Below are 23,226 nucleotides of genomic sequence, written 5' to 3'. Positions count from 1 at the left end.
AAACGCCCGGTTACATTCCGAACCCGGAAGCTAAGCCTTACAGCGCCGATGGTACTGCAGGGGGGACCCTGTGGGAGAGTAGGACGCCGCCGAACAAATTTTAGGGAAAACCCCCGTGCCATCGGCACGGGGGTTTTCTGCGTTTAGGCTCATTGTCATGCGCTATGAACTCATCATCTTCGACAACGACGGCGTGCTCGTCGACAGTGAGCCCATTTCCAACCGGCTGCTGGCCGGCTATCTCACCGAGCTCGGGCATCCGACGTCGTACGAGGAGTCCATCCGGGACTACATGGGGTCCGCCATGCACCGGATCCATGAGCTTGTTCTGGAGCGCACGGGGCAGCGGCTGCCCGAGGAGTTCGACGACGTCTTCCACGGGCGGGTGTTCGCGGCCTTCGAGCAGGAGCTGGAGGCCGTGTCGGGGGCCGGTGAGGTGCTGGAGAAGCTGGCCGCGGACGGGGTGCCGTACTGTGTGGCCTCCTCCGGGAGCCATGAGCGGATTCGGGTGGGGCATCGGAAGACCGGGCTGGACCGGTGGTTCGCGGACGCGCGGATCTTCAGTTCGCAGGATGTGGGGCGGGGGAAGCCGGCGCCGGATCTGTTCCTGTACGCGGCCGAGCGGATGGGGGTCGAGCCCGCGCGGTGCGTGGTCGTCGAGGACAGCCCGCTGGGGGTGCAGGCGGCTCAGGCCGCTGGGATGGATGTGCTGGGGTTCACCGCCATGACGCCGGCCGCCAAGCTCGGCGGGGCCAACCAACTCTTCTCCGACATGGGTGAGTTGCTCGATCTGCTGGTCTGAGCAAAGCTGAAGGAAATTCATCTTTGGCTGGATCTACCCACGAGTACGCCGGGGCCCTACGCTCGCCGCCATGACTGATGTGCTGCGGCGTGGCAGGGCCTCGTTGGCGTTCGGCTTCTTCGCTCAGGGCGTCGCGTTCGCGCTGCTGGTGACGCGAATACCGGCCATCCAGGACCGGTACGGGGTCTCCGACGCGCTGCTGCCCGCCTTCCTCGCGGCCGTGCCGATTCTGGCCGGTGTCGGGAGTGTGGCGACCGAGCGGCTGGTGAAGCGGGTGCCGCCGAGCCGGGTGCTGCGGTGGTCCCAGCCGGTCGTGCTCCTGGCGCTGCTCGGGGTGGCGGCGGGGGACCGGATGGTCGGGCTGGCCGTCGCGCTCGGGGTGTTTGGACTGGCCGTGGGGGCGTTGGACGCCTCGATGAACATGCTCGGGGTGAGCCTGCAGCGGTCGTACGGGCGCAGCATCATGCTCAGTTTTCACGCCGCGTACAGCCTGGGCGGGATTCTCGGGGCCTCGCTGGCCTGGGTGGGGGCGCGGTGGGACTTCGCGCTGTTCGTGTCGTATCTGCCTGTTGTCGTCGTGCTGCTGCCGGCCGTGTTCGTGGGGAGTCGGTGGTACGTCGACGGGGAGCCGGAGCCGGAGCCGGTGCGGGATGTGGCGGGTGGGGGCTCTGCCGGGGGCGTGGGGTTCAAGCTGCTGTTGCCGCTGTGCCTGGTGATGACCTTCGCCTATATCGGGGACTCCACCGTCTCCAACTGGAGTGCGAAGTACCTCGAGGACGTGCTGGGGAGCAGTGAGGCGCTGGCGACTGTGCCGTACAACGTCTACATGGTGACGACCCTGTTGGGGCGGGCCATCGGGGACTACGGGGTACGGCGGTTCGGGGCTGTGGCCGTGGTGCGGTGTGGGGCTGTGGTGGCCGCCGGTGGGTTCGCGGTCGTGGCGGGGGCGCCCGGGGCCTGGGTGGGGATGCTGGGGTTCACCTTGCTCGGGCTGGGGTTGTGTGTGCTGGTGCCGCAGACCTTCGCGGCGGCCGGGCGGTTGTTCCCGGGGGCTTCGGATGCCGCTGTTGCCCGGCTGAATGTGTTCAACTATGTGGGCTTTTTGATCGGTTCGGCCCTGGTGGGGGCGCTGGGAGACGCCTGGAGCTATCGCGGGGCGATGCTTGTGCCGATGGTGTTGGTGCTGGTGACGCTTGTGTACGCCCGCTCGTTCGACGCTCAACCGGACCGATACGGTGGCGGGCATGAGCGGCCGCGCACAGCTGATGTGGGACGAGGCAGTAACGGGCTATGACTTCGGTCCGGACCATCCGATGGATCCGGTCCGGCTGGCCCTGACGCGTCGACTGGTGGAGGCCTTCGGGCTGGACCGGGACGTGGAGGTCGTCGCGGCGAAGGCCGCGGGGGAGTCGACGTTGCGGCTCGTGCACCGGGAGGACTACATCTCGGCCGTGAAGGCGGCGTCGGCCGATCCTGGGGGCGCGGATGGGTCGTACGGGCTGGGCACGCTTGATGATCCCGCCTTCGCCGGGATGCATGAGGTGTCCTCGCTGATCGCGGGGCAGTCCGTGGGGGCCGCGGAGGCCGTGTGGCGGGGGGAGGCGCTGCATGCGGTGAACTTCGCGGGTGGGTTGCATCATGCGATGCCCGGGGGTGCTTCGGGGTTCTGCATCTACAACGACGCGTCGCTCGCGATTGCGCGGTTGCTGGAGCTCGGGGCGGAGCGGGTCGCGTACGTGGATGTGGATGTGCATCACGGGGATGGGGTGCAGGCCGCGTTCTGGGAGGATCCGCGGGTTCTGACGATCTCCCTGCATGAGCATCCTCGGACGTTGTTTCCGCAGACCGGGTGGCCGGAGGAGACCGGGGCGGCTGGGGACGCGGAGGGGTCGGCGGTGAATGTGGCGTTGCCGGCGGGGACCGGGGACGCGGGGTGGTTGCGGGCGTTCCATGCTGTGGTGCCGGAGTTGATGGCTGAGTTTCGGCCGCAGGTGTTGGTGACGCAGCATGGGGCCGATACGCATTTCGAGGATCCCCTGGCGCACTTGGCCGTGTCGTTGGATGCGCAGCGGGCTGTGCAGGTGGCTTGTCATGAGTTGGCGCATGAGTACGCCGACGGGCGGTGGGTGGCGCTCGGGGGTGGGGGGTACGCCGTGGTGGATGTGGTGCCGCGGTCCTGGACGCATCTGGTGGGGATTGCCGCGGGGCGGGAGATTGCTCCTGAGGCCGTGATTCCTGAGGGGTGGCGGCAGGAAGTGTTCGCTCGTACGCGGCAGTTGGCGCCTGTGCGGATGACTGATGGGCGGTGGCCTGTGGGGTGGGGGGCCTGGGAGGCGGGGTACGACCCTGCGGATCGGTTGGATCAGGCTGTGCTGGCGGCTCGGCGGGCGGTGTTTCCGTTGCGGGGGTTGTTGGCGTAGGTGGGGGGTGGGGGTCGTCGGGTGCGGTGCCCGTGGTCGGCGTTGTTTCTTTCGCCCCCGCCGCCCCTACCCGTCCCATCCTCCAGGGGCTGCCGCCCCTTCGACCCCGCACCCAGGGGGCTCCGCCCCCTGGACCCCCGTCGGCCCTGAAGGGGCCTCGTCCTCAAACGCCGGACGGGCTTAAATTGCCGGACCGGCGCCCCTGCACCGCCCTCAGTGGTTGCGTTACGCCAACCGTGCGGAGTTCCTCTGTTCTGTCAGCCCCCTTTGGGATCGTGCGTCAGCATCGGACTCGTGTTGTCCATTGGGGCTCTGCGGGCTCATCTCGTTGCCGCTCGGCTTGCCGGCGTTGTGGCTACCTCGCGGGAGGCGAGTCTGCGGAGTTATCGGCTGTTCGCCGCCCGGGATCCGCGGGTGTTGATCGGGATCGATCCGCAAGCGGGCTGGGGGCAGGCCGAGTTGGTGGCGCTCATGGCCGACAAATGCGGGGTTTCCAATGATCCGTCGCGCGTCGACGGGCATGATGTGATCGATCCTGAGCGGACCGTCGCCGGTCTTGATGCTTTCTCCGCGCGGATCCGAGCCGTCGCCCGGCGTAGCGGTCCCGTGCTGCTCGGCACCGGGCATCCGCACCGGCTGCTCGGTTTCTACGCCGCCCTCGCGGACGCTCTCTCGGCGGCGGGATGTGCCGTACTCACACCGGCGCAGGGTCGCTGTGTCGACATAACGACCCAGTTCGGTCTACGCACCTACAACCTTGACTACGTACGAGGAGTCGCGCTGGTGCGAGATCCGGACCGGGTGAGCTCCGGTTGTGAGCCCGGCGCACACTCCCATTCACCCCTCCCGGTTCGTACCGCGCTCGCCGCGGCCGCCGAGGCCGGCGGGCCCTTGCCGGAGCTGGTGATCGGGGATCACGGGTGGGTCTGCGGGGCAGGTCAGCTGGGGTTTGAGGCCATTGGGCTCGCGGATACGGATGACCCCGCGCTCTTTGTGGGGGAGGCCGAGGGGGTCGTGTCCGTCGTCGTTCCACTTGATGACGCTGTGCGGTCTGATTACTACAGGCCGCTGACCCGCTACGTACTCAATCGAGCGTGTCTGTCACAGTAGGTCGCCGATGGCTGCACCTCTTCCCCACTCGCATCACCCGCCCCTACATTGGGGAGTGAGCACGCAGCGACGAAGAGTCACCGGAAGGGGAAGCCGGTGGCCGTCGAGTGCGGAAGGTTCAGGTGTGTCATGGCTGCAGCTGGCGAGAGGCCTCTGAACGAGGTTCAGTTCCTTACCGTGGCGGAAGTCGCCTCGGTGATGCGAGTGTCGAAGATGACCGTGTACCGGCTGGTGCACAGCGGTCATCTGCCCGCGATCCGGGTGGGGCGGTCCTTCCGCGTCCCCGAGCAAGCGGTACACGAGTACCTCCGCGAGAGCTATGTGGGGGTGGAAACCGCCTGATGGCGACACGGGCGAGGGGGTCCTCAGAGCATCGGCGGACCCCTCTCGTTCACCTCGATTACGACCTCAGCGCTCGGGCGGGTAGGCTAGCCCCTCGTAGGTCGTGTGGGCCCATGGCGCCCAAACACCGAGTGATGAGAAGTGAGCGAGGGTAGTCGTGGGCTCTGTTATCAAGAAGCGGCGCAAGCGGATGGCCAAGAAGAAGCACCGCAAGCTGCTCAAGCGCACGCGCGTTCAGCGTCGCAACAAGAAGTAAGACACTTCGCGCGACGCGAGCCGCGAGAGCGTGTGTGTGGCCCCCCACCGGTTCAGGTGGGGGGCCACGCGCGTTTTCGCGGCCGTTCGTGCGGCGGGCCGGATTCCGTGCGTATGCCTGGACACCCGGATGGCTTGGTCTGTTCGTACGTTCGGGGATGTCGTCACTTCATGCATTGGGTGGTCATCACAGCGCAACATCGACCCGCTAAGTTGGCCGCACACGGGGAACCCGGCAGGGTAACGAGCAGCGGAACATCAGGTCTGGACGATTCCTGGAAGGAAGGCGCTGATCTTGGGCAAGGTCGTGCTCGTGACCGGAGTGGCCCGTCAACTTGGGGGCCGGTTCGTACGACGGATTCAGCGTGACCCACAGGTGGACCGAGTGGTCGCCGTGGACGCGGTACCCCCCGAGCATCATCTGGGCGGCGCGGACTTCATCCAGGCCGACATCCGGCAGCCGACCATAGCTCGGGTCCTGGCCGAGACGGCCGCGGACACCGTCGTGCACATGGACGTGACGGGCACGGCGCTGGGCAGTGGCAGCCGGACGACGGTCAAGGAGACCAACGTCATCGGCACCATGCAGCTGCTCGGGGCCTGTCAGAAGTCCCCGACCGTGAAGCGGCTGGTGGTCAAGTCCAGCACGAACGTCTACGGGTCGGCGCCGCGGGATCCCGCCGTCTTCACCGAGACCACTCCGCCGAAGTCCCTGCCCAGCGGTGGCTTCGCCAAGGACACCGTCGAGGTCGAGGGCTATGTGCGCGGCTTCGCCCGGCGGCGGCCGGACGTGGCCGTGTGCGTGCTGCGGTTCGCCAACATCCTCGGGCCGACCGCGGACACTCCGCTGGCCGCGTACTTCTCGCTGCCCGTGCTGCCGACCGTCTTCGGCTACGACCCGCGGCTGCAGTTCGTGCACGAGGACGATGTGATCGAGGTGCTGCGGATCGCCTCGCACGAGCCCGAGCGGGGCACCCTCAACAGCGGCACCTTCAATATCGCCGGCGACGGGGTCCTGCTGCTGTCGCAGTGTTCGCGACGGCTCGGCCGGCCCACCGTGCCCCTGCTGCTGCCCGCCGTCACCTGGGCGGGATCGCTGGTGCGCACGCTGGGTATGACGGACTTCTCGCCCGAGCAGATCCGGCTGCTGACCCACGGCCGGGTCGTGGCGACGGACCAGATGCGTGAGACGCTCGGATTCCAGCCGAAATACACGACCGCGGAGACCTTCGCGGACTTCGCACACAGCCGCGGACCCGGGCTGCTCCCGCCGGAGGCCCTCGAGGGGGCCGTCGACCGGATCGCCGCGCTGTCCCTCCCGGGCAGCGGCCAACCCCCGACGCAGAGCGCCAACTGAGGAGCGCATCACGATGGCGGATGCCAAGGTCATTCCGTTCGACGACGACCGGTCCCGCGGGGGCGCCGTACCCCGGCCGCCGCGGCGCCGGAGCGCGGGGAGCCGGCGCAAGGGCATGGAGCCCGCGCTGGTGCACGAGGTCAAGCCCCTGCCCGGAGCGGCGATCTCGCAGGATGATGTACCGGTGACTGACGAGAAGCCGGAGCCGCGGGACGGCGGCGGACTGGAACGGCGTATCGCCGGCGGGCTGTCCTTCCTGCGCCGCCGCCTCACCGGGGACTACGAGGTCGACGATTTCGGCTACGACGAGGAGCTGACCGACCAGGTCCTGATGTCGCTGCTGCGGCCGGTGTACGAGAAGTACTTCCGCGTCGAGGTGAAGGGCGTCGAGAACATCCCGTCCGAGGGCGGGGCGCTGATCGTCGCCAACCACTCCGGCACGCTGCCGCTGGACGGCCTGATGATGCAGGTCGCCGTGCACGACAACCACCCCGCCGACCGTCATCTGCGGCTGCTGGCGGCGGACCTGGTCTTCATGCTGCCGGTGGTCAACGAGCTGGCCCGCAAGCTCGGTCACACGCTGGCGTGCGCGGAGGACGCCGAGCGGCTGCTCGGCCAGGGCGAGCTGGTCGGGGTGATGCCGGAGGGCTTCAAGGGCATCGGCAAGCCCTTCAGTGAGCGCTACAAGCTCCAGCGCTTCGGCCGTGGCGGCTTCGTGTCGACCGCGCTGCGGCAGCGCGCGCCGATCATCCCGTGCTCGATCGTGGGCGCGGAGGAGATCTACCCGATGATCGGCAACGCCAAGACGCTCGCCCGGGTCCTCGGCTTCCCGTACTTCCCGCTCACCCCGACCTTCCCGTGGCTCGGCCCGCTGGGCGCGATCCCGCTGCCGACGAAGTGGACGATCCAGTTCGGCGAGCCGATCCCCACGGACGGCTATCCGCCGGAGGCGGCCGAGGACCCGATGCTGATGTTCAACCTGACCGACCAGGTCAGGGAACAGATCCAGCACACCCTCTACAAGCTGCTGGTGCAGCGCAGGTCGGTCTTCTTCTAGGACGCTCGCGGCCTCAGCGGGCAGAAGAAACGTTTATACGGCAACGGGGGCGCCCTTCCTGATCATCAGGAAGGGCGCCCCCGTCGCCGTACCGCCTAGTCCACGTCCTCGCCGTCGATGCCGAGCCCGGGGAGCAGGCCCGGGAGGAGCGGCGGGAGCGTCACATCCGGCTCCGGGACCGGTGTGTTGCTGGTCGGCGGAGTGGTGCTGCCGGTGTTCTGCGGCGGGTCGAGCAGACCGCCGGTGGAGCCGCCGAGCAGGCCGTCGTCCTCGCCGGTGGAACCGCCCGCGGACTTGCTGGGGCTGCCGCTGCTCGAATGGCGGCCGCCGGGGGCGCTGTTGCCACTGCTCGGGGTCGAGCGGTCCGTACCGGGCGACGAGCCGGTGGACGCCGTACCCGAACCGCCCTGCCGCCTGCCGTCACCGCCGCCGCCCGCAGCCGGGGGCTCGGGCAGCAGGGACTGCAGCGGGGCGACGTCTTCGTCTATGGCGTCGAAGACCGACGACACCTGCTCACCGACGTCGCCCAGCTGGACGGGGAGGCGGTCGCGCAGGGCGCCCCAGGCGTCGCGGTGCGAGCGCGAGAAGGAAGACAGCGCCTGGATGGGGCCGAGCGAGTCCGGGTCGGCCTCGTACGCCGCGGAGAGCAGCCGGTGGCCCTCGGAGGCGTCGTGGTGCATGCCGGACAGGGCGCGGCGGATCTCGCCCAGGGACTCGTGGTCGAGGTGGCCGGCGCGGTCGCGCTCCATCAGCCGACGGGCTTCGCTCAACCGCGTGGAGGCCTGGTCGAGGAAGACCTGGCCGCGCTCGATGTCGTCGTCGGCCAGCCCGCGCTTGAAGTCCTCGATACCGCGCTTGAGGCCGTAGAGCGAGTCACCGGGCAGGGCGTCACCGCTGGCGGCGGCGACGCCGCCGAAGGCGCCGGCGGCCACGCCGACGCTGAGGCCGCCCGCGGCCAGGCCCTTGGTGAGCCGGGAGCGCGGCCGCAGTTTGCCGAGCGGGCTCGCCCGGTGTGCGCCCCGGGCCCGGTGGGAGCGCTGCTCCGGTACCGGAGTGTCCGCCCCGCCTCCTGCGCCCTCCAGCAGCATGGCCTCCATCGCGGCCACGAGCTGGGCCCGCTGGACGACCTTGACCTCGGGATCCAGCGTCGGCTTGGGCAGCTCGCCGAGACCGGACGCTAGGGCCAACAGGCGGCCCTGCTCGGTCTGTTCCGCGAGCGCCGGGGCCGGTGCCGGTCCTTCGGACTGCTCGGCCGCCGGGCCCCGGTCGGACTGCTCCTCCAGGGCCAGGGCGAAGGCGTTCGCCCGCCGGTGCGCCGATACGTTCGCGATCACTGGCGGCACCTCCTCTCGTCATGACGGTCGACTCCCCAGGGGGTCCTGAGGGTTGCACCCCCGGACCGCATCCACACGATCGGGTGATCGGAGGCGGCCGGGTAGTGACCACAGGGAGCCTGCATCCCGCACAACGAGCGTCGCGGCACTTGGGTTACGGACGGCGGATGATCGGATCGGGGAGTCAACGGACTTTCACCGACAGCTAGTTGAGTACTACTGAGCGTGTGTGATCAACGGGCGTCGTCCGGGAGGAGCCGGGCGAGCGTGCGTACGGCCCGGTACTGGAGGGTTTTGATCGCACCCTCGTTCTTCCCCATGATGCGCGCCGTCTCGGCGACGGACAGCCCTTGCAGGAACCGGAGCGTGACGCACTCCTGCTGCTGCGGATTGAGCCGTCGTACGGCGTCCAGCAGGGCCGCGTTGGAGAGCGACTCCAGCACCGAGTCCTCGGGCGAGCGCTCGACCTCGTTGGCGTCGAGCATCTCGCCGGTCGTGACCTCCAGGCGGAACCGGCTGGACTTGAAGTGGTCCGCGACGAGGTTGCGGGCGATGGTGACCAGCCAGGCGCCGAAGTCGCGTCCTTGCCAGGTGAAGGTCCCGATGCGCCGCAGGGCCCGCAGAAAGGTCTCACTGGTGAGGTCCTCGGCGGTGGCCTTCCCTCCCACCCGGTAGTAGATGTACCGGTACACGGTGTCGCTGTACTGGTCGTAGAGCCGCCCGAAGGCGTCGGCCTCGCCGGCCTGTGCGCGCTCGACGAGATCCATCATGCGGGCGCTGTCGCTGTCCGCGGCCGGGCGCCGGGCGGTCGTGGCGCCGGCCGAGCGCCCCCGTCTGCCGACGGCGGCGCTGCCGTCGGCGAGTGCGTAGCACGGGCCGACGGGGGCGGCGGCTACGGCGAGGGTGGGGACGGCGTACGCGGTGGGGACGAAGCCGCGCAACAGGTCTTGGACCGTTGCGCGCAGCGTAGCCAGGCCCGAGGCGTCAACCCCGACGTGTGGGTACACGGGACTCCCAGAGGCAGAGCTTCCATCACGTGCAGTACGGGACCGTTCACCCGTCGTAGCGACGGAGGGGTACCGGATTGCGTCTGAGGAGAATAACGCTTCGTACAGGCGCTGCTACACCCAGTTGCTCAAATCATCGATTACGTCGCTTCTGTAACCGAATGACGGTCGATCAAGTGCCCTACAGTGATCGTTTGTTGATCAAAAGGGATCGGCTTTCGGCCGGGTCCGGGGTGTGTTGTGGCCGTGTGCAGCCAAGGTGACTGGACAGGGGGTTGTTGGGGTACGGCGTGGGGATTGGCCGGGTTCGGGTGGTGCGGCCTGTGGGTGATCAGAGGTGGGCTGTGTTGCGTCAGCCGCGGTCGTGCGGGGTTCGAGTGGGGGTGGGTCCACGCTCGCCCGCGCCGGCGGGGCCTGCCCCACGTCGTGCGCGTGTCGCGCGGGTCAGCGGCGGCGGCGGGAGATGGCGATGGCCGCCGCTGTGCCGCCGGCCACCGCGCCGACGCCCGCTGCCGCGGGGATGCCGACCTTGGCGGCCTTGCGGCCGGTGCGGTAGTCGCGCAGGCGCCAGTCCAGTTCGCGGGCGTGCTTGCGGAGCTTGGTGTCCGGGTTGATCGCGTAGGGGTGGCCCACCAGGGACAGCATCGGGATGTCGTTGTGGCTGTCGCTGTACGCGGCGCAGCGGGAGAGGTCCAGGCCCTCCGCCGTGGCCAGCGCGCGCACCGCCTCCGCCTTCGCCGGGCCGTGCAGCGGTTCGCCCACCAGCTTGCCGGTGTAGACGCCGTCCACGGATTCCGCCACGGTGCCCAGTGCACCCGTAAGGCCCAGCCGTCGCGCGATCACCTGCGCGATCTCCACCGGCGCCGCCGTCACCAGCCACACCCTCTGGCCCGCGTCCAGATGCGCCTGCGCCAGCGCCCGCGTCCCCGGCCAGATCCGCTCCGCCATGTACTCGTCGTAGATCTCCTCGCCGATCGACATCAGCTCGGAGACCCGGTGGCCCTTCACGATCGACAGCGCCGAGTCCCGGGCGTCCTGCATGTGCTCCGGATCCTCGACTCCGGCCAGCCGGAACCACGCCTGCTGCCAGGCGAAACGCGCCAGATCGCGGGTCTCGAAGAACTTCCGCTTGTACAGGCCCCGGCCGAAGTGGAAGAGCGCGGCGCCCTGCATCACGGTGTTGTCGAGGTCGAAGAACGCGGCTGCCCTGTCGTCGCCGAGGACCGGGAACTCCGGTTCCTCCGCCGGCAGGGACTCCGGCACCGACTTGCGCGCTGCCTCCGCCGAGGCCTCGCCTGCCAACACGCTTCGCGCCGTGGCGGAGCGCCTACGGGGAGTGAGCCATCCGAGAGCGGCCATGGCGTGAGCATAGCCATTCCGTTCGGAGCTTCCGGAGTCGAGAGGTTGGGAGCCTGTGAACTCTGCGCGACCGCGCCGTTAAACACGCGCGCGTACACGCGCGAGAATGGCTGACATGAGTCCCATCTTTCGCCGCAAGCCGGCCAAGGTGCCCGAGGACCGGCTCGTCACCCTCATCCGCAAGCCCGGCTGCCATCTGTGTGATGACGCACAGATCATCATCGAGAAGGTCTGCGGTGATCTCGGGGTCCCCTGGGAGCAGAAGGACATCACCCAGGATCCCCAACTCCACGACCAGTACTGGGAACAGATCCCCGTCGTACTCGTCGACGGTGAACAGCACACCTTCTGGCGAGTGAACGAAGACCGCCTCCGCGCCGCCCTCTCGGGCACTGACTGACCAGTCCAACTTGCTCGGAAACTGACTTAGGATCGTCGGCGACCTGGTCTCGGGGGTGGGGATCGTTGAGGAGAGTGTTCGGTTTTGACCCCCGTGTGGGCCATGAGGCAGCGGCGCGTGACCCCGGTCACGTTGGCCGGGCAAATCGGACACCATCTTTGTGCACGCGTTCACAAAGACATAGCCTGCATTCGACGGGGCGGTCTGGGGACGTGTGACCGCCTGCAGCCCCGCTCTACCCGCAGGAGCACCGTGGCAACTGGCCGAACTCACCGACCGGCGACCCGTAGCCGAGGGATTCCCGAGGCCACCGTCGCCAGGCTTCCGCTGTACCTCCGCGCGCTGACCGCACTGTCGGAGCGCTCGGTACCCACGGTCTCCTCCGAGGAGCTCGCGGCCGCGGCGGGCGTCAACTCCGCCAAGCTGCGCAAGGACTTCTCCTACCTGGGCTCCTACGGCACGCGCGGGGTGGGCTACGACGTCGAGTATCTCGTCTACCAGATCTCCCGCGAGCTGGGGCTGACCCAGGACTGGCCGGTTGTGATCGTCGGTATCGGTAACCTCGGCGCCGCGCTGGCCAACTACGGCGGGTTCGCCTCGCGCGGCTTCCGGGTCGCGGCGCTGATCGACGCCGACCCGGCCATGGCCGGCAAGCCCGTCGCCGGGATTCCCGTGCAGCACTCCGACGACCTGGAGAAGATCATCCAGGACAACGGCGTGTCGATCGGTGTCATCGCCACTCCCGCCGGTGCCGCCCAGCCGGTCTGCGACCGGCTCGTGGCCGCCGGGGTCACCTCCATCCTGAACTTCGCGCCGACCGTGCTGACCGTCCCCGACGGTGTCGACGTGCGCAAGGTCGACCTCTCCATCGAGCTGCAGATCCTCGCTTTCCACGAGCAGCGCAAGGCCGGCGAGGAGGCCGCGGCCAACGACGGCGCCGCTCCGGTCGCCGCCGTGCGCGGCGAGTCCGGCGACAAAGGGCCCGACGGGGACGTACCCGCCGTGATGCCGGCATGAGTCTTCTCGTCGTAGGGCTGAGCCACCGCAGCGCCCCGGTCAGCGTGCTGGAGCGGGCGGCGCTGAGTGCTGACGCGCAGGTGAAGCTGTTGCAGGACACGGTCGCGGCGGAGCCGGCGACCGAGGCCGCGGTGCTCGCGACCTGCAACCGGATCGAGCTGTACGCCGACGTGGACAAGTTCCACGCCGGTGTCGCCGAGCTGTCGACGCTGCTCGCTCAGCACAGTGGTCTCGGGCTGGACGAGCTCACCCCTTATCTGTACGTGCACTACGAGGACCGGGCCGTCCACCACCTCTTCTCGGTGGCCTGCGGGCTCGACTCGATGGTCGTGGGCGAGGGGCAGATCCTCGGCCAGATCAAGGACTCGCTGGCACGGGCGCAGGATCTGCACACGGCCGGGCGGCTGCTGAACGATCTGTTCCAGCAGGCGCTGCGGGTCGGCAAGCGGGCGCACTCCGAGACCGGTATCGACCGGGCCGGGCAGTCGCTGGTCACCTTCGGGCTCGAGCAGCTCTCCGGTGGTACGGCCGTGCAGGACTGGGCGCGTGGGAAGCGGGCGCTGGTCATCGGGGCCGGGTCGATGTCCTCGCTGGCCGCGGCAACGCTGGCGCGGGCCGGGGTGGCCGAGGTCGTGATCGCGAACCGTACGGCCGAGCGGGCCGAGCGGCTGGCGGAGATTCTGAACGAGGGGTCGGCGGGGCTGGCTCGTGCGGTGCCGATGGATTCGGTGGCGGGCGAACTGACACGTGCCGACGTCGCGGTGTCCTGTACCGGGGCGACCGGGCTTGTGCTGACTGCCGAGGCTGTCGCGGCGGCTGTTGAGGGCAGGGTGCCGGAGGCTGGGGCCGACCAGGGGTCGGACGCGCAGCCCGGCGCTGACGAGGTGCCGCCCTCTGTGGCTGCGGGGGCCGCCCCGGCGGCACGACTGCCCGCAGGCTACGCGGGTGAAGTGACCCGGCAGAGCGCCGCGGGCTACGCGGGTGGTGCGGACGACGAGAACTGTCCGCTCGATCTGGCTGCCGTGCAGCCTGGCTTCTCCGTCATGGGGGAGGCCGCTGTGGCCGGTATGGATGCGGCGACGCTGGAGCAGCATGCCGCCTGGGTCGCCGGTGGAGCCGTCGAGCGCCGCGAGGCGGGTCGTCGTACGGCCGAGGCCGAGGCCGAACTGATCGGCGCACTCGCCGCCGCTGCCGCCACCGTCGGCCGGATCCCCGAGCGGCGCAAGCCCGAGGCGGTCGTCGAGGTGTCGCGGCCCGAGCCCGTTCTGTACTTCCTCGATCTCGCCATGCCCCGGGACATCGATGCCGCCGTGCACCGGCTGGCCGGGGTGCGGCTGGTGGACATCGAGTCGCTGGCCGAGGCTTCGGCGGACGCTCCGATGGCGGCCGACGTCGATCTGGTGCGTCGTATCGTCTCCGACGAGGTCGCCGCCTTCGGGGCCGCGCTGCGGGCCGCGCACATCACGCCGACCGTGGTCGCCCTGCGGACCATGGCCGCCGATGTCGTCGCCGGGGAGATCGCCCGGCTCGAGGGGCGGCTGCCGGGGCTCGACGACAAGCACCGCAGTGAGATCACCCAGACCGTGAAGCGCGTCGTGGACAAGCTCCTGCACGCGCCGACCGTACGGGTCAAGCAGCTCGCAGCCGAACCCGGCGGCGCCGGGTACGCGGACGCGCTGCGGACCCTGTTCGACCTCGACCCCGAGACGGTGGCCGCCGTCTCCCGGGCCGAGGACAGCACCGAGAAAGACCGAGGGCCGGCATGAAAGACAAGGCACTGAGGCTCGGGACCCGGCGGAGCAAGCTCGCCATGGCCCAGTCCGGGCAGGTGGCGGACGCCGTGAGCCAGGTGACCGGACGGCCCGTCGAGCTCGTCGAGATCACCACGTACGGCGATGTCTCCCGGGAGGCGCTCGCCCAGATCGGCGGCACCGGCGTCTTCGTCACCGCGCTGCGCGAGGCGCTGCTCAAGGGCGAGGTCGACTTCGCCGTGCACTCGCTGAAGGACCTGCCGACCGGGCAGCCCGACGAGCTGGCGCTGGCCGCCATCCCCGTCCGCGAGGACCCGCGGGACGTGATCGTCGCGCGGGACGCGCTGAAGTTCACCGACCTGCCGCGCGGGGCGCGCATCGGCACCGGTTCGCCGCGCAGGATGGCGCAGCTCAACGCGTACGCCCGCGGCCATGGGCTGGACATCGAGACCGTGCCCATCCGAGGGAACGTCGACACGCGGATCGGATACGTCCGGGACGGTGAGCTCGATGCCGTCGTGCTGGCCGCCGCTGGCCTGAACCGCATCGGCCGGATCGGCGAAGTGACCGACTTCCTCTCGGTCGACACCGTTTTGCCCGCCCCCGGCCAGGGGGCCCTGGCGATCGAGTGCACCGCGGACAACGCGGACCTGATCGCCGCGCTCGGCGAGCTCGACGACCCGTTCACGCGGGTCGCCGTCACCGCCGAGCGGTCACTGCTCGCCGCCCTGGAGGCCGGCTGCTCCGCCCCTGTGGGCGCGCTGGCCGACCTGCTGGCCGACGGGCAGATTGTCAAGGAAATGCGCCTGCGTGGCGTCGTCGGCACGACCGACGGCACGCGCACGGTGCAGCTGTCCACCACCGGTCCCGTGCCCGAGACGCACGACCAGGCGCTGGCGCTCGGTCGCGAACTCGCCGCCGAGATGCTTGCCCAGGGCGCGGCCGGTCTGATGGGGGAGCGAGCACAGTGAGCCCCACCGCCCTTACCGCCGGCCTCGAACACGGGCACGTCACCTTCCTGGGTGCCGGACCCGGGGATCCGAGACTGCTGACTCTGCGCGCCGTGGAGGCGCTGGCGAACGCGGATGTACTCGTCGCCGAGCACGAGGTGCTCGACGTCGTCCGCGTGCACGCCAGGTCGGGCGTGTCCGTCGTGAACACGGATCCGGATCCCTCGTCGGACCCGGTTCCGGGCACAGGCACGCCTCAGCTAGCGGTTGTTGACGGCACGTCAACAACCGCTGGGGCACCCGCTGTGCGGGATGCGGCACATCTTGTCATGGAGGCCGCGCGGGGCGGCAGGCGGGTCGTGCGTGCGGTGTCCGGGGACCCCGGGCTCGACGCGTACGCCGCCGAGGAGATGCTGGCGTGCGCCGCCGCCGGGGTGCCCTTCGAGGTGGTGCCCGGTGTCGCGGCCGCGGTCGGCGTGCCCGCGTACGCCGGTGTGCCGCTGCGCGACGCGCAGGGCGCGGACGTGCGGTTCGTGGACGCGCGCACGGCGTCGGACCGGTGCTGGACGGAGGTGGGTGCCTCCGACGGGACGGTGGTGGTGTCGACGAGCCTCGACTCCGTCGCCGCGGCGGCGGGCGAGCTGGTGGCCGCCGGCCGCAAGCCGGACACCCCGCTGACCGTCACGGTCGCCGGTACGACGACCCGGCAGCGGACCTGGACCGCGACGCTGGGCACGATCGCGCAGACGCTGAAGCAGGCGAAGGTGCTGCCCTCGCCCGACGGCGGGCGGCCGGTGATAGCCGTGGTCGGTGAGCGTTCCGCCGCCGCCCAGCGCGACCAGCTGTCGTGGTTCGAGTCCAAGCCGCTCTTCGGGTGGCGGGTCCTCGTACCGCGTACGAAGGAGCAGGCGGCCTCGCTCTCCGACCAGCTGCGGTCGTACGGAGCCGTGCCGCACGAGGTGCCGACGATCGCCGTCGAGCCGCCGCGGACGCCTCAGCAGATGGAGCGTGCGGTCAAGGGCCTGGTGACGGGCCGCTACGAGTGGATCGCCTTCACTTCGGTCAATGCCGTCAAGGCCGTGCGGGAGAAGTTCGAGGAGTACGGGCTCGACGCCCGTGCCTTCGCCGGGATCAAGGTCGCGGCGGTGGGCGAGCAGACGGCGAAGGCGCTGATCGCGTTCGGTGTAAAGCCGGACCTGGTGCCTTCGGGCGAGCAGTCGGCCGCGGGTCTGCTGGAGGACTGGCCGCCGTACGACCCGGTCTTCGACCCGATCGACCGGGTGTTCCTGCCCCGGGCGGACATCGCCACGGAGACGCTCGTGGCCGGGCTCATCGAGCTGGGCTGGGAGGTCGACGACGTCACGGCGTACCGGACCGTGCGGGCGTCGCCGCCGCCGGCGGAGACCCGGGAGGCGATCAAGGGCGGTGGCTTCGACGCCGTGCTCTTCACCTCGTCCTCGACCGTGCGGAACCTGGTGGGCATCGCCGGCAAGCCGCACAACGTGACGGTGATCGCCTGCATCGGTCCGGCCACGGCGAAGACCGCCGAGGAGCACGGGCTGCGGGTGGACGTGATGGCTCCCGAGCCGTCCGTGCACAAGCTGGCGGAGGCGCTGGCGGACTTCGGCGCGAAGCGGCGGGCCGCCGCCGTGGAGGCGGGGGACCCGGTGACCCGGCCGAGCGAGCGGCGGCCGGGGGCGCGCAGACGCCGATCGACGACGTGATGTGACGGTTCGCAGGGGCCGGCCGAGGGATCTCGGCCGGCCCTTCGTCGTCTACGCGGGCGTGACGGTGTGGCCGTAGCGGAGCAGGTTGTCCGGGTCGTACGTCTTCTTGGTGCGGCGCAGGCGGGTGTACGTCTCCGGGGTCCAGGCCCGGGCCCGGTCGTCGGGGCTGCCCGGGGTGCCGTGGATGTTGACCATCGTGTAGCCGGTGCCGTAGGGGGCCATCGCCGCGTGCAGGGACGCGGTCGCCCGCTCTATCGCCTCTGCCTCGGGTGGGGCCGCCAGCACTCCCACCGCTTCCAGGAGGAATTCGGCGTCCCTCGCGCAGATCGCGTCCTCCGTGCGCGCCGGGCGGGACAGGGCGCCGCCCATGTGGCGCAGGCCGGTCGCGAGGAGCGGGAAGTCCGGTGCCTCGGGGCCCGCCTCGGCGAGGAACGTGCGGACCGCCTCCGGGGACAGCTCGCGGAGCAGGCTGCAGGACTCGCGGGCGGGGAGCGGGTCCTGGGGTTCCAGGTAGATGCGGTCCATCGCCGCGTACGGCATGACCTCGACCATGTCGACGACCACGGGTGCGGCGGCGCGCAGCGGCGCGAGGAGCTCCTCGCCCGCCTCCGGGGCTCCTGTCCAGGCCACGGCGATCCGGGCCCAGAAGCCGCCCCGCAGGGGTTCGGGGATCTGGGGGATCGGGGGGAGGCGGAGGAGCGTGAAGGCCGTGCACATCTCCTCCGGTACCTGCCGGGTCCACTCCGCCCAGGCCGTGAGCAGGGGTTCCGCGTCCTCGCCCCGGCAGTAGAGGCCGCCGCCGAGGAGGGTGGGGAGCGGGAGGAGTTCGCAGGTGAGGGAGGTGACGACGCCGACGTTTCCCTTGCCGCCGCGCAGGGCCCAGAACAGGTCCGGTTCCTGGGTGGCGTCGGCTTCGTGCAGGGTGCCGTCCGGGAGGACCACCTGGAAGGAACGGACCAGGTCGGCCGCGTAGCCGTAGGTGCGGCCGAGGACGGGGAGGCCGCCGCCGAGGGTGTAGCCGATGACGCCGGCGTCCGTGGCGGAGCCGGTGAGGGCGCCGAGCCCGTGGGGGGCTGCGGCTTCCAGGACGTGGCGCCATTTCGCGCCGGCGGCGACGGTGGCGGTGCGGGATTCCGGGTCGATCGTCACGTCCGTCATGCGGGTGGTGCTGATGAGGAGGCCGTGGTCGATCGGGAAGTTGGCGCCGTGGCCGGTGGCTTGTACCGCGACGGGGGTGTGGGTGGCCGAGGCCCAGCGGAGGGCGGTGACGATGTCGTGGGGGCCGGTGGCGCCGATGACCACGTCCGGGGTGTGGAGGGCGGCGAGGTTGAAGCCGGTGACTTCTTCGGCGTAGCCGGGGTCTCCTGGGCGTAGGACCGGGCCCTGGATCTCGGAGAGGGCGAAGAGGTCGGGGGTGGGGTGGGGGGCGGTCATGGGGTCCTCCGGCGGCGGCGGTGCGGAGGGACGGCGGCGGTCGGGTGTCGTTCTGCGGAGTGCCTGGCCGTCGGGCCCTAATTTTGTGGGTTCCTCTGTTCTTCCAGGATGGCTTGTGGGGGTGGGGTGTGCAGGTTGGCGGGGGTGGGACGGGGTGTGCAGGTTGGCGGGGGTGGGGTGGGTTTCGCTCGCCCGCGCTTGCGGGGTGCCGCCGCGCCCACCCGTGCCGCCCCAGCGGCACGACTGCCCGCAGCTACGAGCGACGCGGCCGTGTGTGGCCGACATTGCGTCGGCATCGGGGGGTGTGGGGCGGGCGTAGCGTAGTGGTATGACGACGTATGGATCTTTTCCTGGAGCCCGGCCTCGGCGGTTGCGGGGGTCCGCTGTCATGCGGCGGATGGTGGCTGAGACTCGGTTGCATCCGGCCGATCTGATTCTTCCCGCCTTTGTGCGGGAGGGGGTTGCCGAGCCCGTGCCCATCGGCTCCATGCCCGGCGTGGTGCAGCACACCCGGGACAGTCTGAAGAAGGCCGCCGCCGAGGCCGTTGCCGCCGGGGTGTCCGGGATCATGCTGTTCGGCGTGCCCGAGGAGTCCAAGAAGGACGGCCTGGGGACCCCGGGGACGGATCCCGACGGGATTCTGCAGGTCGCACTCCGGGACGTTCGCGCCGAGGTCGGCGATGAGCTGCTCGTCATGTCTGATCTCTGTCTCGACGAGACCACCGATCACGGGCACTGCGGCGTGCTCGACGACCAGGGGCGCGTCGACAATGACGCCACCCTCGAGCGGTACGCCGAGATGGCTCAGGTCCAGGCCGACGCCGGTGCCCATGTCGTCGGGCCCAGCGGGATGATGGACGGGCAGATCGGGGTCGTCCGGGACGCCCTCGACCAGATCGGTCGCGAGGACGTCGCGATCCTCGCGTACACCGCCAAGTACGCCTCCGCCTTCTACGGGCCCTTCCGCGAGGCCGTCGGTTCCTCCCTCCAGGGGGACCGCAAGACCTACCAGCAGGACCCCGCCAACGCGCGGGAGTCCCTGCGGGAGTTGGCCCTCGACCTGGAGGAGGGGGCCGACATGGTGATGGTGAAGCCGGCCGGGCCCTATCTCGACATCCTCGCGCGGGTCGCGGACGCCGTCGACGTTCCCGTCGCCGCCTACCAGATCTCCGGCGAGTACGCGATGATCGAGGCCGCCGCCGAGAAGGGCTGGATCGACCGGGACCGGGCCATTCTGGAGAGCCTCACCGGGATCAAGCGGGCCGGCGCCCGGAACATCCTCACCTACTGGGCCACCGAAGTGGCCCAGAAGCTGCGGTAGTTCGCCCCGGTCTCAGTTCAACGCGTCCTGCGCCTCCTGCTGCCAGTACGTCACCGACAGCGCGCTGTCGTAGTACAGGCCCTTCGCCGGAAGCGCCGGGGTCGCGGACGCGCCGCCCGAACTGTTCGGGGTCCGGCCCTGGAACGCGACCGTCAGCTTCTCGCCGGTCATCCCGCCCTCCCCGCTGCCGTCCGCCGCGCTGAGCAGGACGCCCGCGTAGCCGGAGTCACCCGGGTCCAGGGTCGGCACCGCCTGCGGCTTGCTCTCCGGCATCGCCTGCGGCACCCACTGCATCTCGTCGAAACGGAGCACCGGGTAGTAGTACAGCGCGCAGGGCTTCGAGCCGGTGTTGGTCACCGTCAGCAGCATGTGGTTCAGGGGGCGGGACACCGGCTGGGCGGTGACCTTCGTGTTCGCGCCGTTGCAGGTCACCGGCTGAGCGGAGGCGGAGTCGTCCGACGGGACGGACGCGTCGGGCTGCTGGGTGGAGGTCGGCTGGCCGGGGGCGGTCGTCCCCTCCGGCTCGGCCGGGCGCTCCGTCTTCGCGGGGTCAGTCGTGGGAGCCGATGCCGACGCCGAGGCCGTCGGCTTCGACGCGCCCTCGTCCACTGTGCCCGTGCCGTCGTCGCAGGCGGTCAGGGCGAGGGTGGCGAGGGCGGCGCCCGCGGCGGCGGCGAGACGGGCGTGACGGAAGGTGCGCATGGCTGAAGTCCTTGTCCGTGGAGAGGGGTTCGCTGTGGATGAGGGGAGCTTGTGCGATCGTTTGTCCCGGCCGCAGCAGTCGGCGGGGGATACGGGACAGTGGAATGCCAGCAGCACGTCTGACGTGCGAGAACGCCCCTCCCCTGGAACGGGGGAACGGGATGACGGGGGATGGAGGAACGGTGTCGCACGGCATTGCCGGAGATGGGTTCGCCGCGTTACTGCGGGAGTTGAAGGACCGCTCCGGACACAGCTACGGGGTGCTCGCCAAACGGCTGCACATGAGTACGTCGACCCTGCACCGGTACTGCAACGGGGACGCCGTACCCACCGACTACGCGCCCGTCGAGCGGCTCGCCCGCCTCTGCAAGGCCTCCCCGGAGGAACTGGTGGAGCTGCACCGGCGGTGGGTGCTGGCCGATGCGATGAGGAAGCGCAAGGGGGCGGCTGCCGAGGGCACTTCGGCGCGGGTGGCGGGGGAAGAAGCGCCGGTCGCGGGGGAGGAAGCGCCGGCGTCTGAGGGGGAAACGCCGGCCGAAGAATCGTCGGCTGAGAAGGTTCCGGCCGAAGAAGCCCCGGCCCCGGTCGCCGAACTCCCGCACCACCCCGACGGCACCCCCGTGCCCGCCCGGCCCGCCGAGCCGTCCCCGCGCCGCCGTCTCCGTCGCCGTACCGTCGTCCTCGCCGGAGCCGCGGTCGCCGTCGCCGCCGTCCTCGCCTCGGTCGCCCTCGCCTCGAACCCCCTGTCCGGGGACGAGCGGCAGGGCGAGGACGGCCGTCGCCGTCCCGTCGGGGCCGCCGCCGCGTCCAGCGACGCCCCGCGGACCACGGCCCCGCCCTCCAAGTCCCCCACTCCGGAGGCGAAGACCACCCCGCCCGCCTCACCCTCCGCGAGCCGTACGAAGAGCGGTGCCGTCGCCCCGGAGGCCGACGCGGCGCCGCCGCTGACCGTCACGACCCGGCCGTACGCCTGGGAACACCCCTGCTCCCAGCACTATCTGATCGACGAGCAGGCGGCGAAGGTCCCGCCGCCGCCCTTCCAGCAGGACGCGCCCGCCTGGGTCGACGCGGTGGGGGCCGTGTCGGCGGGGGAGCAGCTCGTGACGCTGACCGTGCAGGGCACCGGCGAGGAGACCGTGGTGCTCGACAGCCTGACCGTGCACGTGGTCAGCAAGGACCGGCCCCTGGCCTGGAACGACTACGTGATGGGCGTGGGCTGCGGCGGAGGCGTGCCGACCCGGCCCTTCACCGTGGCCCTCGACGGGGCCCGGCCGATCGTGGCGGCCGCCGCCGGGCAGCGGGACTTCCCGCTCAAGGTGAGCGAGTCCGACCCGGAGGTCCTGAAGATCACGGCCGACGCCTCGGCCTACGACGTGCGCTGGTACCTGGAGCTGGCCTGGTCCAGCGGGGACCGCAGCGGCAAGCTCGTCGTCGACGACGGCGGGGAGCCGTTCCGTACGAGCGGCAACAACGGCCGTCCCGCCTACGAGTTCCCGCTCGGCGGCGAGAAGTGGCTCGCCTCCGGTGGGGAGGGTGGCTAGACACGGGAGGGGGCCGTCCGAATCGCGGAAAGCTGCTTGTAGGCGCCACTTAGTTCCCTAGGGTGCGGGCAGGAGCCGTAACGCCACCGAGGAGCCGCCACGTGACCGTCGTCGAGCCCGCGCCGTCCCGCCCCGCGCCCGTTCCCCCGCTCGCCTCGCGGGCCCGGTCCATCGGCGGGTCGCCGGTACGGGACATCCTGGCGGTCACCGCGCGGCCCGAGGTGATCAACTTCGCGGGCGGTCTCCCGGCGCCTGAGCTGTTCGACACCGAGGGCATCGCCGACGCCTTCCGGGCGGTGCTCACGGAGGCGCCCGCGCGGGCGCTCCAGTACTCCACGACCGAGGGCGAGCCGGTGCTGCGGGCCGCGCTCGCCGCGCGGATGTCGGAACGGGGGCTGCCCACCGACGCCGACGACGTCCTCGTCACCACCGGCTCCCAGCAGGCGCTCTCCCTGCTCGCCACCGCGCTGCTGGAGCCCGGGGACACCGTGCTGGTCGAGAACCCCTGCTACCTCGCGGCGCTCCAGGCCTTCGGGTTCACCGGCGCCCGGGTCGTGGCCGTGCCGGGCGACGGGGACGGCGTCGACCCCGCCGCGCTGGAGGAGCTGGTGCTGCGCGAGCGGCCCAAGCTCCTCTACACCGTCCCCACCTTCCAGAACCCCACCGGCCGCACCATGCCCACCGCCCGCCGCACCGCCGTGGCCGCCGTCGCCGCCCGGCACGGGCTGTGGATCGTCGAGGACGACCCGTACGGCGAGCTGCGCTTCGAGGGCGAGCGGGTGCCGTGGATCGCCGCCTGCCCGGGCGGCGAGGACCGGACCGTGCTGCTCGGCTCCTTCTCCAAGGTCATGGCGCCGGGCCTGCGGCTCGGCTGGCTGCGCGCCCCGGCCGCGCTGCGCCGCGCCTGCGCCGTCGCCAAGCAGGCCGCCGATCTGCACACCCCGACCGTCAACCAGCTCGCCGCCGCCCGCTACCTGGCCGACCGGGACCTGGACGCGCACGTCTCCCGCGTGGCCCGCGTCTACGGCGAACGCCGCGACGCCATGCTCGCCGGCCTCGCCGAAGCCCTCCCGCCCGGATCGGCCTGGAACCGCCCCGAGGGCGGCATGTTCCTCTGGGCCCGGCTGCCGGAGTCGTACGACACGGGCGCGCTGTTGCCGGAGGTCGTCCGCGAGGACGTCGCCTACGTCCCCGGCGCGCCCTTCCACGCCGGCGAGCCCGACCGCTCGACCCTGCGCCTGTGCTTCGTCACGGAGACGCCGGAGCGGATCGCGGAGGGACTGCGGAGGCTGGGACGGGGGCTGCGCGGCCAGGAGGCCTAGGCCGTAAGTCCCGGGACG

21 protein-coding genes and 1 rRNA gene are annotated in these 23,226 nt (G+C 70.8%); 17 read left to right on the top strand and 5 right to left on the bottom strand.

Annotation, left to right across the window (positions count from 1 at the left end):
- The 9 genes from rrf to AC068Z_RS04670 all read left to right on the top strand — a co-directional run.
- A 5S ribosomal RNA gene (gene rrf, locus AC068Z_RS04710) occupies positions 1–95 on the top strand; the annotation flags it as partial.
- A 62-nt stretch (positions 96–157) separates the two neighbouring features.
- Positions 158–802: an HAD family hydrolase gene (locus tag AC068Z_RS04705; RefSeq protein ID WP_478552223.1), complete on the top strand. Its 645-nt coding sequence runs from the start codon at positions 158–160 to the stop codon at positions 800–802.
- A 70-nt stretch (positions 803–872) separates the two neighbouring features.
- Entirely contained in the window at positions 873–2,096 is a 1,224-nt protein-coding gene (locus AC068Z_RS04700; RefSeq protein ID WP_478552221.1) for an MFS transporter, read from the top strand.
- A complete protein-coding gene (locus tag AC068Z_RS04695) occupies positions 2,047–3,222 on the top strand; it encodes an acetoin utilization protein AcuC (protein WP_478552219.1) in 1,176 nt (391 codons plus the stop codon). Before AC068Z_RS04700 ends, AC068Z_RS04695 begins: the two co-directional genes overlap by 50 nt.
- Before the next feature lie 294 nt (positions 3,223–3,516).
- Entirely contained in the window at positions 3,517–4,332 is an 816-nt protein-coding gene (locus AC068Z_RS04690) for a phosphatase (RefSeq protein WP_478552217.1), read from the top strand.
- Positions 4,333–4,461: 129 nt separating this feature from the next.
- A complete protein-coding gene (locus tag AC068Z_RS04685; protein ID WP_004984898.1) occupies positions 4,462–4,674 on the top strand; it encodes a helix-turn-helix domain-containing protein in 213 nt (70 codons plus the stop codon).
- 157 nt (positions 4,675–4,831) lie between these two features.
- Entirely contained in the window at positions 4,832–4,930 is a 99-nt protein-coding gene (locus tag AC068Z_RS04680; RefSeq protein ID WP_003948845.1) for a 30S ribosomal protein bS22, read from the top strand.
- 294 nt (positions 4,931–5,224) lie between these two features.
- A complete protein-coding gene (locus AC068Z_RS04675; RefSeq protein WP_478552216.1) occupies positions 5,225–6,286 on the top strand; it encodes an NAD-dependent epimerase/dehydratase family protein in 1,062 nt (353 codons plus the stop codon).
- A gap of 13 nt (positions 6,287–6,299) precedes the next feature.
- Positions 6,300–7,343 (top strand): lysophospholipid acyltransferase family protein, encoded by a 1,044-nt coding sequence (locus AC068Z_RS04670; RefSeq protein WP_478552214.1) that lies wholly within the window; start codon positions 6,300–6,302, stop codon positions 7,341–7,343.
- 95 nt (positions 7,344–7,438) lie between these two features.
- Here the strand turns inward: AC068Z_RS04670 and AC068Z_RS04665 are convergent, their stop codons facing one another.
- The 3 genes from AC068Z_RS04665 to AC068Z_RS04655 form a co-directional block, all read right to left on the bottom strand.
- Complete coding sequence (locus tag AC068Z_RS04665; protein WP_478552212.1) at positions 7,439–8,677, bottom strand: DUF5667 domain-containing protein; 1,239 nt, start codon at positions 8,675–8,677, stop codon at positions 7,439–7,441.
- 233 nt (positions 8,678–8,910) lie between these two features.
- The gene (locus AC068Z_RS04660; RefSeq protein ID WP_478552210.1) at positions 8,911–9,684 is read right to left on the bottom strand and encodes an ECF subfamily RNA polymerase sigma factor, BldN family; all 774 of its coding nucleotides are present in this window, start codon (positions 9,682–9,684) and stop codon (positions 8,911–8,913) included.
- A gap of 444 nt (positions 9,685–10,128) precedes the next feature.
- Entirely contained in the window at positions 10,129–11,043 is a 915-nt protein-coding gene (locus AC068Z_RS04655) for an HAD family hydrolase (RefSeq protein ID WP_478552208.1), read from the bottom strand.
- 106 nt (positions 11,044–11,149) lie between these two features.
- On the opposite strand from AC068Z_RS04655, the gene AC068Z_RS04650 reads away from it, so the two are divergent.
- From AC068Z_RS04650 to AC068Z_RS04630, 5 genes are all read left to right on the top strand, one after another.
- Positions 11,150–11,443: a glutaredoxin family protein gene (locus AC068Z_RS04650; protein ID WP_478552206.1), complete on the top strand. Its 294-nt coding sequence runs from the start codon at positions 11,150–11,152 to the stop codon at positions 11,441–11,443.
- A 252-nt stretch (positions 11,444–11,695) separates the two neighbouring features.
- Positions 11,696–12,460: a redox-sensing transcriptional repressor Rex gene (locus AC068Z_RS04645; RefSeq protein WP_478552205.1), complete on the top strand. Its 765-nt coding sequence runs from the start codon at positions 11,696–11,698 to the stop codon at positions 12,458–12,460.
- Positions 12,457–14,226 carry a glutamyl-tRNA reductase gene (locus AC068Z_RS04640; RefSeq protein WP_478552203.1) on the top strand — a complete coding sequence of 590 codons (1,770 nt, stop codon included), beginning with the start codon at positions 12,457–12,459 and terminating at the stop codon, positions 14,224–14,226. Before AC068Z_RS04645 ends, AC068Z_RS04640 begins: the two co-directional genes overlap by 4 nt.
- Complete coding sequence (gene hemC / locus AC068Z_RS04635) at positions 14,223–15,182, top strand: hydroxymethylbilane synthase (RefSeq protein WP_478552201.1); 960 nt, start codon at positions 14,223–14,225, stop codon at positions 15,180–15,182. The genes AC068Z_RS04640 and hemC overlap by 4 nt, the downstream gene beginning before the upstream one ends.
- Positions 15,179–16,885 carry a bifunctional uroporphyrinogen-III C-methyltransferase/uroporphyrinogen-III synthase gene (locus tag AC068Z_RS04630; RefSeq protein WP_478552199.1) on the top strand — a complete coding sequence of 569 codons (1,707 nt, stop codon included), beginning with the start codon at positions 15,179–15,181 and terminating at the stop codon, positions 16,883–16,885. The genes hemC and AC068Z_RS04630 overlap by 4 nt, the downstream gene beginning before the upstream one ends.
- Before the next feature lie 51 nt (positions 16,886–16,936).
- Here the strand turns inward: AC068Z_RS04630 and AC068Z_RS04625 are convergent, their stop codons facing one another.
- The gene (locus tag AC068Z_RS04625) at positions 16,937–18,322 is read right to left on the bottom strand and encodes an FAD-binding oxidoreductase (protein WP_478552198.1); all 1,386 of its coding nucleotides are present in this window, start codon (positions 18,320–18,322) and stop codon (positions 16,937–16,939) included.
- A 328-nt stretch (positions 18,323–18,650) separates the two neighbouring features.
- Between AC068Z_RS04625 and hemB the strand changes: the two genes are divergently transcribed.
- Entirely contained in the window at positions 18,651–19,643 is a 993-nt protein-coding gene (gene hemB / locus AC068Z_RS04620) for a porphobilinogen synthase (RefSeq protein WP_478552196.1), read from the top strand.
- Positions 19,644–19,655: 12 nt separating this feature from the next.
- Here hemB and AC068Z_RS04615 read toward each other — a convergent pair whose 3' ends face one another.
- Positions 19,656–20,345, bottom strand: a complete 690-nt coding sequence (locus tag AC068Z_RS04615) for a DUF4232 domain-containing protein (protein ID WP_478552195.1) — start codon at positions 20,343–20,345, stop codon at positions 19,656–19,658.
- A 182-nt stretch (positions 20,346–20,527) separates the two neighbouring features.
- On the opposite strand from AC068Z_RS04615, the gene AC068Z_RS04610 reads away from it, so the two are divergent.
- Entirely contained in the window at positions 20,528–21,886 is a 1,359-nt protein-coding gene (locus tag AC068Z_RS04610) for a helix-turn-helix domain-containing protein (RefSeq protein ID WP_478552193.1), read from the top strand.
- A 101-nt stretch (positions 21,887–21,987) separates the two neighbouring features.
- Positions 21,988–23,208 (top strand): aminotransferase-like domain-containing protein, encoded by a 1,221-nt coding sequence (locus tag AC068Z_RS04605; RefSeq protein WP_478552191.1) that lies wholly within the window; start codon positions 21,988–21,990, stop codon positions 23,206–23,208.
- Positions 23,209–23,226: the final 18 nt, after the last annotated feature.

It is taken from the genome of Streptomyces sp. NPDC043726, assembly GCF_056436565.1.
The sequence above is the reverse complement of the archived record's forward strand: the minus strand, read 5'-3'. Positions and strand labels throughout refer to the sequence as shown.

What these genes read in the sequence shown, in the direction of transcription:
- AC068Z_RS04685 (WP_004984898.1), top strand. Translation starts at nt 4,462, where the DNA reads ATGGCTGCAGCTGGCGAGAGGCCTCTGAACGAGGTTCAGTTCCTTACC.
- AC068Z_RS04705 (WP_478552223.1), top strand. Translation starts at nt 158, where the DNA reads ATGCGCTATGAACTCATCATCTTCGACAACGACGGCGTGCTCGTCGAC.
- AC068Z_RS04695 (WP_478552219.1), top strand. Translation starts at nt 2,047, where the DNA reads ATGAGCGGCCGCGCACAGCTGATGTGGGACGAGGCAGTAACGGGCTAT.
- hemC (WP_478552201.1), top strand. Translation starts at nt 14,223, where the DNA reads ATGAAAGACAAGGCACTGAGGCTCGGGACCCGGCGGAGCAAGCTCGCC.
- AC068Z_RS04670 (WP_478552214.1), top strand. Translation starts at nt 6,300, where the DNA reads ATGGCGGATGCCAAGGTCATTCCGTTCGACGACGACCGGTCCCGCGGG.
- AC068Z_RS04650 (WP_478552206.1), top strand. Translation starts at nt 11,150, where the DNA reads ATGGCTGACATGAGTCCCATCTTTCGCCGCAAGCCGGCCAAGGTGCCC.
- hemB (WP_478552196.1), top strand. Translation starts at nt 18,651, where the DNA reads ATGACGACGTATGGATCTTTTCCTGGAGCCCGGCCTCGGCGGTTGCGG.
- AC068Z_RS04640 (WP_478552203.1), top strand. Translation starts at nt 12,457, where the DNA reads ATGAGTCTTCTCGTCGTAGGGCTGAGCCACCGCAGCGCCCCGGTCAGC.
- AC068Z_RS04655 (WP_478552208.1), bottom strand. Translation starts at nt 11,043, where the DNA reads ATGGCCGCTCTCGGATGGCTCACTCCCCGTAGGCGCTCCGCCACGGCG.
- AC068Z_RS04700 (WP_478552221.1), top strand. Translation starts at nt 873, where the DNA reads ATGACTGATGTGCTGCGGCGTGGCAGGGCCTCGTTGGCGTTCGGCTTC.
- AC068Z_RS04625 (WP_478552198.1), bottom strand. Translation starts at nt 18,322, where the DNA reads ATGACCGCCCCCCACCCCACCCCCGACCTCTTCGCCCTCTCCGAGATC.
- AC068Z_RS04615 (WP_478552195.1), bottom strand. Translation starts at nt 20,345, where the DNA reads ATGCGCACCTTCCGTCACGCCCGTCTCGCCGCCGCCGCGGGCGCCGCC.